Annotated in this window: 11 protein-coding genes; 6 read left to right on the top strand and 5 right to left on the bottom strand. The window is 34.5% G+C overall.

Annotation, left to right across the window (positions count from 1 at the left end; all coding sequences use genetic code 11):
• Positions 1–139: 139 nt before the first annotated feature.
• From BKP56_RS06955 to BKP56_RS06935, 5 genes are all read right to left on the bottom strand, one after another.
• The gene (locus BKP56_RS06955; protein WP_072693656.1) at positions 140–1,336 is read right to left on the bottom strand and encodes an IS110 family transposase; all 1,197 of its coding nucleotides are present in this window, start codon (positions 1,334–1,336) and stop codon (positions 140–142) included.
• A 370-nt stretch (positions 1,337–1,706) separates the two neighbouring features.
• Positions 1,707–3,047: an FAD-dependent oxidoreductase gene (locus tag BKP56_RS06950; RefSeq protein WP_072694390.1), complete on the bottom strand. Its 1,341-nt coding sequence runs from the start codon at positions 3,045–3,047 to the stop codon at positions 1,707–1,709.
• 23 nt (positions 3,048–3,070) lie between these two features.
• Entirely contained in the window at positions 3,071–3,691 is a 621-nt protein-coding gene (locus BKP56_RS06945) for a hypothetical protein (RefSeq protein ID WP_072694389.1), read from the bottom strand.
• 19 nt (positions 3,692–3,710) lie between these two features.
• Entirely contained in the window at positions 3,711–5,852 is a 2,142-nt protein-coding gene (locus BKP56_RS06940; RefSeq protein WP_072694388.1) for a hydantoinase/oxoprolinase family protein, read from the bottom strand.
• Positions 5,853–5,873: 21 nt separating this feature from the next.
• Positions 5,874–7,169, bottom strand: coding sequence for a citrate transporter (locus BKP56_RS06935; protein ID WP_198033931.1), 1,296 nt, complete (start codon positions 7,167–7,169; stop codon positions 5,874–5,876).
• Between the two features lie 205 nt (positions 7,170–7,374).
• Between BKP56_RS06935 and BKP56_RS06930 the strand changes: the two genes are divergently transcribed.
• From BKP56_RS06930 to istB, 6 genes are all read left to right on the top strand, one after another.
• Positions 7,375–8,232 carry a MurR/RpiR family transcriptional regulator gene (locus BKP56_RS06930; RefSeq protein ID WP_072694387.1) on the top strand — a complete coding sequence of 286 codons (858 nt, stop codon included), beginning with the start codon at positions 7,375–7,377 and terminating at the stop codon, positions 8,230–8,232.
• 394 nt (positions 8,233–8,626) lie between these two features.
• Complete coding sequence (locus BKP56_RS06925) at positions 8,627–8,983, top strand: hypothetical protein (RefSeq protein ID WP_072694386.1); 357 nt, start codon at positions 8,627–8,629, stop codon at positions 8,981–8,983.
• Positions 8,984–9,067: 84 nt separating this feature from the next.
• A complete protein-coding gene (locus tag BKP56_RS06920) occupies positions 9,068–9,712 on the top strand; it encodes a uracil-DNA glycosylase (RefSeq protein ID WP_072694385.1) in 645 nt (214 codons plus the stop codon).
• Positions 9,713–9,859: 147 nt separating this feature from the next.
• Positions 9,860–10,216: a hypothetical protein gene (locus BKP56_RS06915; RefSeq protein WP_072694384.1), complete on the top strand. Its 357-nt coding sequence runs from the start codon at positions 9,860–9,862 to the stop codon at positions 10,214–10,216.
• A gap of 158 nt (positions 10,217–10,374) precedes the next feature.
• Entirely contained in the window at positions 10,375–11,922 is a 1,548-nt protein-coding gene (gene istA, locus BKP56_RS06910) for an IS21 family transposase (RefSeq protein ID WP_072694383.1), read from the top strand.
• Positions 11,919–12,674 (top strand): IS21-like element helper ATPase IstB, encoded by a 756-nt coding sequence (gene istB / locus BKP56_RS06905; protein ID WP_072694382.1) that lies wholly within the window; start codon positions 11,919–11,921, stop codon positions 12,672–12,674. Before istA ends, istB begins: the two co-directional genes overlap by 4 nt.
• The last annotated feature ends 92 nt before the right edge of the window (positions 12,675–12,766 follow it).

Below are 12,766 nucleotides of genomic sequence, written 5' to 3'. Positions count from 1 at the left end.
GTGCAGTCAAGTCATAACTCTTATTAATTTATATCTGTATCAAGTTGACACCTATTAAGTTACCTTTTTACATACTAAATAAACCTAGCGGTTATGCTTTTTTTTTACAAGCTAGGCATGTATACTATTAATATAAAGATTAGCTATGTGGGGACTTAGCATAATCATATAACTCATTTTTATTAACTAAATAATGAGTAACTTTTAACAGCTTGTTCATGCAAGCTATTACAGCAACTTTATCTCTTTTGGAGTAAGGTTGTTTTTTTAATTTATAATAGTAATCAACAATATGGTTGGGTGCAGTTTTTTGAGTTTTTAACATATTTCGAATAGTAAAAAATAATATCTTTCTAGCGCGGGCATTCCCACGTTTATTTATTCGGTCTTTCTTTCTCATCGTTCCAGATTGATGAGTGCGTATATCAATTCCAACATAAGCGTTCAACTGATTTGAAGTAGAAAATCGTCTGATATCCCCTAATTCAGAAATAATTAACGCGGCCGTTAGAGGGCCTATCCCAGGAATACTAACTAATACTGAAAATTCATTAAGCTTTTTTGACTGTTCAATCATTTTTTTAGATAATCGTTCTTTTGTATCAAATAACTGTTGTATCTGCTTAATTCTGTATTGAACTTTAGTTACTAAAAAATGATCTTTATCTACTGCTGGATAAGATACATCTGCTAAATGAATTAGTTGATCTGCTTTCAGTAGAGCTTCTTCTTTTGAGATATTTTTTTTAGTGCTTGCGAGAATTATATTTTTTATCCTTGTTTTACTTAACTCTTTAATATATGCAGGATGAGGAAAACGCTCAATAATATTTAATGCATATTTAGATAGGTTACTAGAATACAGCGTCTCTATCTCTGGAAAACACTGTTGGAGAACGGCGTGAAGTTGTACTCTTTGTTTTATTAGATTAGCGTGAACCTCATCATACAAAATAGATACTTCATGTATCTCTGAATAGATTGAGGTCTGATGATTCTTTTTTTCACGATCAAAACGATAATGTGACTGTGCTAATTTATGTGCATCTACTTTATCTGTTTTATTGCCACGCAAACCATCGGTTTGTTTTTTAGCTAATAATGGGTTTAGGATACAATACGAAATCCGCTCAGTCTTAAAAAAAGACTCAATCTGTTTAGAATAAACACCTGTAGCTTCAAAAACTACTTCAGTAGTTTCTTTACAAAGCTGGCTTTTAAGTTGGTTAAACCCTTCTTGATTGTGCTTAATTTCCCATTCTGCAACACACAATTCTTCTTCATAAATAACAACATAACTTTTTCCTTTACTTACATCTAAAGCCATGACTCTCATTTATTTTCGCTCCTTTCTATATTAAATTGAAGTACTCCACTATGCCTTAACGATTCCACTTTCCTATAGACGATCTCAAAGGACCAACATACTTCAAACTAATTCAATCAAGGATAGTGAAGGGGCCAGTTTGACATGCAGACTCATGGTCTTCTAACGTTGACGGCCTCATCTTCACCTCTACTATATAAAAAAATAGTAGTGCATATCCACCGTCGTGGATATTACACTACTAATCTTAGTATGTTTGACATAGAACCTAAAATTATTGAATTAAGTAAATAAAAAGAAGCTGATAACTTCAGCTTCTTTCTTTTCTATCTATGTTCTTAGAGGGAATCACTATTTAAAAACTACTTTATTTGTTCTTTCAAATGTCTAAATATGCACCCTGTTCTACTAATTTTTGTTGTACTTCTTTTATATCTATATCTCTAACGGATACATTATTAGCAGCTGATAATGCAGCTGCTATCCCTAATGCATGCCCTACAGCTCCTACAGTTGGTGTTGTACGAATAGCTGATTGAGCTTCAAAAGTAGCCGAAACTGCTCGACCAGATACAATTAAATTGTCTATTTCATTTGTCACTGAAATGCTATAAGGAATGTTATACGTGTCTCCCCATTGTGGTTTATTACTTTCAGTACCTTCGCCATCTGGACTATGAATATCTACAGGATATCCACAATGAGCAATCGTATCCTTAAATTTTTTCTTTTCTAGCAAATCTTTTAGTGTTAATGTGTAGACTCCTTTAATTTGTCTTGAGCTTCTAATTCCAACTGTTGGACCAGTTGAGATCGTCATGCTATTCTCAAATCCAGGAATATACTTTTTCAAGAACTGTTCTAATTCTCTACACTGTTTTCTTCCAATAAACTCTGCTTCACTATAGTCCCACGGATCAGTTGGATCTAAATCAATAATCCGTGTGGTATTCATTATCACTTCACCTTTATTGTTTGTCTCGAAAAATAAAATATCTTCTCTAGGAATCGAAATTTCTCCCCGTTTTTTTGCTTCATCAAACAATTTAGTAAATCCAGCAATGGAGAGTCTATCACCCTTGTCTAAAATAGACATATCTGTATATCTTGGAAATTCTTCAGGATGATTTCTTGCATATTCTTTAACTTTTTCAATATCCACATTAATGACACGCATCGTTAAGGTCATTGGTTGATTTTTAGAGTCACTATCTCTTCCTTTTTTCAAAGGTATGCCTGCTGAAGCTGCTACAATCGCATCTCCTGTAGCATCAACAAAAACTTTTGCATCTAACTCTAGTAGTTGTCCTTTACAATACACTTTTATAGATTGTATATTTTTATCTTTCTTCACTGCTTCTACAAACTGGGCGTGATAAAGAGGTTTTCCTCCACTTTCAACAAGCATAAGCTCTAATTCATGCTTCATAGCTTCCGCATCAAAAGGAGTTACTGTGTACGTAAATCCTGTTGTATCAAAGATATGACCAGGGGATTTCTTCTGTTCTTTTAACCTTGTGATTAATTCATCTGCGATACCTTGAACAACTTGTTTATCTCCCGCATGAAAAGTCATCATTGGTCCTACTCCATTAGAAGTTAATGATCCTCCAAAAAAAGCACCATTTTCAATAACTAACGTTTTTGCTCCAGAGCGTGCTGCTGCTATACCAGTAATACTTCCTGAAAATCCTCCACCTAATACAATTACATCAAACATTTTTACACGTCCTTTTTAAAAATTTATACTCTTAACTCAAATACTTCTTTAGCTATTTCAGCATCCAATTCTCCCTTTGATTCTAAGAAAACAAGGTCTAGTATAGTAGGAAAATACGGAAATTCTGTTAATTCCTTCGCAAAAGCATGACAAGCAATCTCTGAACACTGCTTAATATATTTCTTTTTTCTGTTTCCAAAAAGTGTAGGAATCTCAATAGGCTTCAACTGCTTTTCCACTGGAGAATGAATGTTATATTCTAAAAAATGGTGAAATTCATGTGCGAGATGAACATCTTCGATATCTGATTGCTCTACCTTATTTGAACATCTATTTGATTGATTCCAAGCTGCTGTTAATGCTTCCAAAGACTTTGTGTATAACACTACTTCATTTTTATTTTTCTTCTTAACAAACTCAGCTCTGAGTTGAAAGTTCATGATCATATTCGCTTTATCACTATACGATAGAGTAATGTCAAACTCTTTATATAAACTTTTTATTTTTTTATCTTTAAATGGCTTTGCAGCATTCTTCCCTATATTTATAGCATTTTCTATATAGTAGTCATATTGACTTCGTGGAATTTTTTCAAACAAGAGATCTCTTCTTAATTCTGCTAAAGCTAGAATTTGGTCTTCCATTTTTCCCCCATCTCTCCTCTTATTTGTAACATACTGCCAAAATAGGAATATCCTCATTTACCATATCTAATTCCAGATCTGCCAATGAAAGGATTTGTTCTTTCGATTGTAGCCCAGTTAAATCTAACATTTTCTCTTTAAAGAAAAGATAGACTTTAGGTGGGGTAGCATTTGCATCAGAATAAATCGTGTGCTCATCAATAAACTCTTCAAAAATCTCTAAAGATTGCTTATTGAACTCTTGAAAATATCCATTTTGTGCCTTTAATCTAACAATTCCTTCTCTATCTAGTACTGCAATAGCCGAATTTTTGCTTTTCATTAATCCGAATAATTTTTTCTTCTCTTGTTTGCTTTCAAAAACATGCCACCGATTAGCAGAAGCTAACTTCCTTACCACTCCATTCTCATGTCCTAATGAGTCAGTGACAACTTTCTCCATTGCCTCTACAGACATTTCCTTAGAAGTTAAATCCTTTGTTCGAAGCTCTGTTGAACCTGTAGCAATCGCACGTAAAATATTTTTCTGAGCATCTACTTCAATTGAAATATCCACTGTTTCTTCGTTTGCACCAGATTTGACAATTTTATCAAAGATATCTGCTCGAATTTGTTTGATATCTTGTTCTGTAGGGTTAATAACTGAACGCTCCATTTGTTCACGAACCATCGCTAGTGCTACACCAATTGTTGAAATATACGGCGCATTCTTAGCGATTTGGAATTTCATATCAAGAAACTCTGCTAACGCAGGAGTCACAACTGAGGCACTTCCACCACCCCCTACTAATACGGAGAAGTCTTTATTCAAATCATACTCTTGGATTAATGCGTCTACAATCCGTTGAACTTTTTTCAATGCAACATTCATTACTTCTCTTGCTGCGTCTTTTGCTGTCACTCCTAAATGGTTTCCTAAAGCCTCCCAAGCCTTCTTATTCGCTTGTTCATTTCCATGAGCATAATCTTCTTCCGGGACATAGCCTAAAAGATTTGCAGCACCTGCTAGTGTATAGGCATACTGTGTATGGCCAGCATTCTCCACTACCACATAATGATTTGAATCGTCTGATAGAGGAGAAATATATTCAATAGAAAGGTCTCCTTCCATTTCAGTATCAGATGCAAAACATTCATATGCTTTGTCCGCAATGTGGGCACTCCTTGGGCCAACATCGGTGATCTTTCCTTCTTCCACAATGACCATGCTTCCACCAGCAATACCTAGTGTACGAACATCCAATGAAGTCACATAGGTTTTATGTCCTCCGACTTCCGCATTTTTTAGCATGACACTTCCGTTTTTAATAACAGAAATATCTATACTGGTTCCTCCGACTTCAAAAAATATTCCATCTGAGATTTTCTCATACATTAAAGCACCAGCTACACCTGCGGCTAAGCCTGATAACATAGTCAATATTGGTCTTTTACGTACTTCATTTACATTCATTACTCCTCCATCGCAACGCATAATCATGAGCGAGGAATCAATTCCAGAGGATTTGACAGATTGATCAGTCATTTCAGCAGTTTCCAGCATCTTAGGAATTAAACTTGCATTTACTACCGCCGTTCTTGTTCGCATTTTCAGCCCATATAGCTCACTGATCTCATAGCCACCTGTAGCATATAACCCCCTCTCATGAGCTTTTTTTACAATTGATCTCTCTTTTGTTGGATCTTCTATGCTATAAGATTCAGTAGCAACAATTACTTCTGATTCTTTTTTTATTAACTCGTCCAATCCTTCTTCCATTCGTTTTTCTGACAACTCATTGGAATCACAAAAATAATGTTCTGTTCTTAAGTATCTATTATCTGCCAGCTCAATATTTCCAGGATTAGTATCTTTTATCGCTCCTCTTTTATCTATACCTGTTGATAAAGCAAAGACTCCAACTTTAGCAACATCTCCTTCTAGTAAAGCATTTGTTGCTTGTGTTGTCCCATGCGAAATGAAGGTAACGTCTTCTGGCTTAATGTTATTTTCTTTCATTAACTCTTTCAAAATAATAACAATCCCTTTAGATACACCTTCTTTTGCATTATGTGTAGTAGGAATCTTTAATTTACCTATAATCTCATACGAATCATTATCAATGGCTACAGCATCCGTATAAGTTCCTCCTACATCAATTCCAATTCTTACTTTTGACATCTTAAACATCCCTTTTTTAATCTAATATACTAGGAAAGCTCCAACAATCATTGATATAAAGACAGTGACAATCATCCATATAATCGTCTTTCTTAAAATAATATTTACATCAACCTTTGTAAAATCTGCTACCCAAACGTTATGAGAATTAGTCGGATCAGATACAGCTTGCAGGTTGGATAGATTTCGTAATGCTACCATTGCTCCTAATGGACTTAAGCCAGAGGAAACCAACAATGCAGCTATTCCGCTTCCAAGCCCAAAAACATTTAATGGACCACGATAGATAGCTAATGGAGAAAGAATAGTAAATAACAAAACATATCCCATTATCCCCGATGGAATAATCATTTCAATAAACGGTGAGAGAACAGCTGAAACTTCGGGAGACATGACAGCGTTTAATAACATTCCAATTCCAATCATTAAGGCCACTGCGCCAGCAACTTCTTGAATACCTTCCACAAATGAACTAGAAACGATTTGTAACGGTCTCTTAGGAGTAGTAAGCAGCAACGTAACAATTATCCCAATAATAATTGCTGCTACAACATCCATTGAAAAAATAAAGGCTAATAGAACTGGAAAAACAGGACTAATTAGGGCAATAGTACGAACGTTGTTATCATTTTTATTTGAGAAATCATTATTCATTGCCCATGTTTTTCTTACACTCCCTTGCCATCTGATAGATAGAACAATCATTACTATTCCAATAACAATAAGAGGAAATGCACTTACCCAAGTATATCTAGCAATCTCATTTATAGGTAAACCTAAGACATCTATATATACCGCCCAATTAGAAACATTAAACAAGACTCCAACTCCATTGGATAATAAGAGAACTAACGCCGCTGTATATGGTGCAACTCCAGTTGTTAACATGATTGGAATCATTATTGTACCAATCAAAATTACCATTCCTAATCCACTGGAAGCTGAAATAACAACAGATCCTACTGCAAAAAAGATTAGCGCAATAAGTATAGGTTTATCACCAGCTGTTTCTGCAGCTTTTCTAATAATTCCTTTTGTTACACCTACTTTATTTAATACCTGTCCAAAAATCGAACCAAAAATAACACCTGCAATTGCAGTAGATAACCTCATGGATCCTTCACCTAAGATTGTTCCCACAATAGAAACCTCTTCAAGATCATTACTCATGATAGGAACACCTGCTATTAATCCAAATAATATAGCCATAATTGGTAAAGCAATAATAGTTGGAAGTTTTCTTTGCATCATAAGTACAACAAAGAAAATAAATGTTGCTAATATCCCAATTGCTTGGAAAATAATAACTGTTGACATTCTTTTCACTCCTAATAAATTATTTAATTCACCTAGATTGTAGCACTAACAGAATACGCTTTCAACTATTTTTTTCATATTTATTGTAAATATTGAAATTTTTTTTCAAACAATAGTAAAATATCGCCCTGTGTTGGAAGTGAAAAAAAGAGGAATTTAGTGTATTATTAAAATAATAAGCCTTCACTGTGAAAGGAAGTTTCAAATGAATTTATATCAACAGAATATTTTTACAAGAATCACCTCTAACCGGCCAAACTTAACAGCAGCAGAAAATGAAATTGCAAATTATATACTTGAATATCCAAAAGATGCTTCGGAAAGTACAATTACTTCTTTATCAAAAAAAATCGGTGTTTCAGAAGCTAGTATTAATCGTTTTTGTAAAAAAATTGGATTTAACGGATTCAACGATTTTAAAATAGCAGTCGCTCAAGACAGTTATTACAGAAAGATGCAAGACAAAAAACGAGCAGCTTCTTCAATTAATTTTTCAGAAACTTTAAGCTTTGACTATACTGAATTAATTAATATTACGAGTGAAAACGTTGAAGAAAATTTACTAAAAGAATTAGCCAATGAAATGACTACAGCTACTAATATCTATTTAATTGCTTTTTCTGAAGCTCATACTGTAGCTATTCATATGCATTATCAATTATTAATGCTGAGTATTCCTTCTATGGTTATTAATGATATGAGCTTGTTAAAGCTTATCGTTAACAAAAGTAATAAAAATGATCTCTTCTTTATCATCGCTGAAACCGGAAATACAAAGGAACTAAACAAATTAATTGAACAAGCAAAACAAAACGAACCAAAAATTTATATATTGACTAGTTATGAAAATACTAATCTTACAAAACTAGCTACTGACTCAATTATCATTCCGAATCGTTTATCAATAAACCAATCCTCATTAATATCAAGTTATATCTCATATATATTTGTAGCTGATTTGATCATAGGAACGATTATTAAATCCGATGTAAAATACGTTAGAGAAAAACTTGAAAACGAAGGTATAATTACACGTTCAGACTACTATCCATATGAATATTAATGTATTAGCTTCATAAATATAAGTTCATAGAAAACTAGTTAAATGATTTCGTTTTTACAAGAGTTGATTTAACTAGTTTTATGAAATAACCTGTTTGCCAAAGTGAAGTGAATAAAATAATCAAGCAAATAAGCTTGTTACAACGATACAAGAACGCAACAGGTATTACTCTAGAACAGTATGGACTTTACCGTTTGCTTCTAAGATAAAAGAGGATATGTTTGATAAACTCGACACCATTTTAGAAGATCACCAGCACTTTAAAAAAGTTCGTCCAGTGTTATTTTAGGAATATGAAGAATATTTAGGGTTTTAAATAAGAAATAATGAGTCATCTTTTTGCAGTTATTTTTTAAACTTAATTCTAAAAATCTAACAGATTGTGAAGTGAACTATGACTAAAAGAAAAGTAACTTTCTTGTTACTTCTAGCTTATTCAGTTCCATTTGCATTTTTAGCAATGAATGGAGACTTAAGATCACATACAATGATGTATTATGGCTTCATGACTGTTTCTCTTATTCTTCTTAGTTTGATTACTGCTAAAAAAAGCAATGTACGAATCATTGTTTTTGGAAACATTTTAAGCTTTCTATCCTCTTATATTTTTATTCTCCTGACTGATATCTTACAAGATCAGTGGTATTTTGCACCTTTTTCAGCAGTAGGTTTACTAATCTTTTTAACGATACTGAGTCTTCTTTTACAGTTCATTATTGCACTATTGGCTCGAAATTTCATGAATGTTTGATAACCTACTCTTACTATCCCTTTGACTGATTGATTGCTAATCTGGTTTATGAACGATATTACAAATGAAAGGACATTAAAATCAATGGAATATCCGTTACATCTGATGGCTGAAGTAAAGGAAAAGAATAAATTTCATCAGTTAGAAGGATTTTTGTCTGGAAAGGGGCCGACGAATGCACCTTTGATGCTGGTTGGAGAAGCACCAGGCAAAACAGAAATCATTACGAAAGTACCTTTCAGTGGACAAGCTGGTAAGGAATTAGACAATGAACTTGCGAAAGTAAGTCTTTCACGAGAAGATCTCTACATCACAAGCGTTGTGAGAAGTAGACCATATCGCATTAAAAAGCGAATAAATAAGAAGACCGGATATATTGAAGAAAGTCGACCGAATCGAACTCCTACTAAAGCTGAAGTAAAAGCATTTGCTCCTTTAATTGATTTTGAAATCCAGACAATTCAACCAAATATTATTGCTCCTATGGGAAATGTAGCTTTAAAACGTTTGTTGGGTAATCAATATACTGTTTCAAACTATCATGGGCAAATTCTTACACAGCCAATTTATCAAATTTCAGAAGATCGATCTATATACGAAAAAACAGACGAGAGTTATACGATTTTCCCAATTTATCATCCTGCAGCTATTCTTTATAACCGCTCTTTAAAAGAGGTAATTACAGAAGACTGGTATGCTTTGTTTCAACTTGTTAAAGAATACAATTAGGTAACGTTTCATTTTTCAAGTTGCATGAATGATAACAAGTTGATTAATGAATGGGATATATAAAATCAGATTCTAAAATGTAGTTTATCAATTATTTAAAAATAGGACTTACAAAAATATCATACATATATGAATGGAGGAATTTGGATGGGTGTTAAAATTAGGCGTAAAACTGGATTCATAGGAACAGCAACTAAGCTATCGATTAAAGTAGATGGAGAAAAAGTAGATAAAATTATTCCAAATGAATCGAAAGAAATTAAGTTACCAAAAAATAGGGCCACGATTCAAATTAAACATTTTGGAATGAAAAGCAATAAATTAGAAGTCAAAGATGGGCAACAGTTGGAAATCACAATAAAAGAATGGGCAAAATATGCTATGTTTCTACCGGTTATTTTGTCACCGCTAGTTGAGTCATTTATTGATTCATCATACAGATTACTTCCTACTATTCTTACATTTTCAATTTTTATAGCTATATTGAATATTGCGGACGAATAGAGCCACGTATGTGGAAAAAAGAGCCAACGAATGCATAACATAGAGCCACCTGTTGCGGGCGAAAAAGCCACTCCAATACTATAGCTAAATAAAAGAAACCTTCTGTATAATAATATTGCATGCCTAAGGGCATGACACTATATACAGGAGGTTTTTTAATGATTCAATACCGAAAGATTCTTGAATTATATTTCACTGATGTCTCCCAAAGGACCATTAGTACCAGTGTAGGAAGTTCGAGAAATACAATTTCAGATATCGTTAAACGGGCTGAGAAGCTCGGGTTAGAACGGTTAACTGATAATATGAACAATCACTGGCTTGAAGAATTTCTTTTTCCTGAGAAACAAGCGATTGAGAAAGGGTTCTTTCCACCTGACTGGGAAAAGATTCATAAGGAATTACAAAAGAAAAACGTAACATTAAAATTACTCCATATGGAGTATGACCAGCAGGCACGTGACGGCGGTAAAATTCCTTATGCTTACCGAACTTTTGCAGAAAATTATGGTAAGTATGCAAAGAAATACAAAGCAACAATGCCTATTCGAAGGAAACCAGGTGAAATTTTAGAGATCGATTGGGCTGGGTCAACGCTCTCTATTAATGATCGTTCAAACGGCGGAAATTTAACGGTCTATGTATTTGTGGCGACCTTTCCTTACAGTCAGTATAGTTATGTCGAAGGATTTTTGGATATGAAATCGGCCAACTGGTTAACAGGTCATATTCATGCGTTTGAATATTTTGGAGGGGTTCCTGACTCACTAGTTCCTGATAATTTAAAAACAGGGGTCTCTAAAGCTTTGCGTGGAGAACCAATTCTCAACGAAGCTTACCGTGAACTAGCAGATTACTATCAAACTGTTATCGTTCCCGGAAGAGTTCGGAGTCCAAAAGACAAAGCTAGTGTTGAAGGAACTGTTGGGTTCATTTCCAGACAAATCATAGCTGCTTTACGTCACTATCAATGTTTTGATCTTCGTGACTTGAATCAGCAAATCTTGAGTAAACTAAATGAACTCAATCAAGAAGCATTCCAAAAACGGCCGGGTTCAAGAAAAAAAGCGTTTGACGAAGAAGAGAAGTCCTACCTTCACCCCTTACGTCAAACACGCTTTAAGTTGTCGGAATGGAGAAGCGCAAAAGTTCAACCTAATTACCACATTCAAATCGAACGCATGTATTACTCCGTCCCCTACGAGTATATCCAGAGTGACGTTGATATTCGTCTCTCAAAGGATTTAATTGAAGTATACTTCAAAGACACTCGAATTGCATCCCACATGAGATTGTATGGAGAAATCGGTCAGTTTTCAACATTAACAGACCACATGCCAGATAATCATCGTCTTTATTTGGAACATACACCTGCAAATAGTCGAGAATGGGCAAAAACCATCGGCTCAAATATGGAAGAGTTTGTGGCCATTTTACTTAAGAATGGCTCTGAAAAAAAGGCATTGAATCAGTTAATGAGTTTACGTAGTCTGGAAAAAAGACATTCAAAAGAAAATATGGATCTCGCTGCTCAAAACCTACTGATCGCTTCTTCTAACCCTACGGTTAGTGTCTATAAAACAATACTTGCAAGAAATAAAAAACGTGAACACGCAAAAGATGATGGCTCACTATCGAAAATGGTTACGAATGAAAACTTTGGATTTGTACGTGGTGCAAATTACTTTGGAGGGAACCCCAAATGACAAATGAAGAAACGTTACGTAAGTTAACAGACATGAAAATGAGTGCAATGGCCGATTCGTATAAAGAGCAGATGAACAATCACGATTATCAGGATATGACGTTCGAAGAACGCTTTAATCTACTTGTAGATCATGAGTATTCTCGTCGTCAGACAAGCAAACTACAGCGATTGATTAATCAAGCCCAGTTCAATGAACCGTCCGCAGCAATTGAAGATATTGAATATCATCCTGACCGGCATTTGGATAAACACCTTATTCTCGAATTGGCCGCAGGGAACTATATTCAAAAACATTTAAATATCATATTAATGGGAGCATCTGGAAACGGTAAGACTTGGCTATCAAATGCCTTCGGCGTTCAAGCCTGTAGACAACAGTATAAAGTGAAATATGTTCGCCTACCAGAATTATTAGATGAGTTCATTTCAGCAAGAAATGAAGCAGACGGTAGCTTTCGCCGGTTGATAAAGAAGTATAAAAAAGTTGACTTACTCATCATTGATGAATGGCTACTAACCACCTTACCCGAGGAACATACCCTAACATTATTTGAGATTATCGAATCTCGGCTGAAGACATCTTCAACCATCTTCTGTTCACAGACAGCACCTGAAGGATGGTATGAGAAACTTGGGGAAGCGCTAGTAGCTGACGCAATTCTTGACCGTATCGTACATGATTCTTACACTGTTTTGATTGATGGTGAAGTTTCTATGCGTGAAAGACATGGACTGAAGGGTGTAAGATAATAGAGCAAGTCAGTAACCATAATTGAAAAACTCTAGATAAATGGAATCCGGCCACTGACAATTACATGTCAGTGGCCTTTTCTCCTCCGCAT

It is taken from the genome of Marinilactibacillus sp. 15R (genome assembly GCF_001895285.1).
In the GTDB taxonomy this organism is placed as follows: Bacteria; Bacillota; Bacilli; order Lactobacillales; family Carnobacteriaceae_A; genus Marinilactibacillus; species Marinilactibacillus piezotolerans.
Note: the sequence above shows the minus strand (reverse complement) of the source record. Positions and strands in the feature narration are given on the sequence as shown.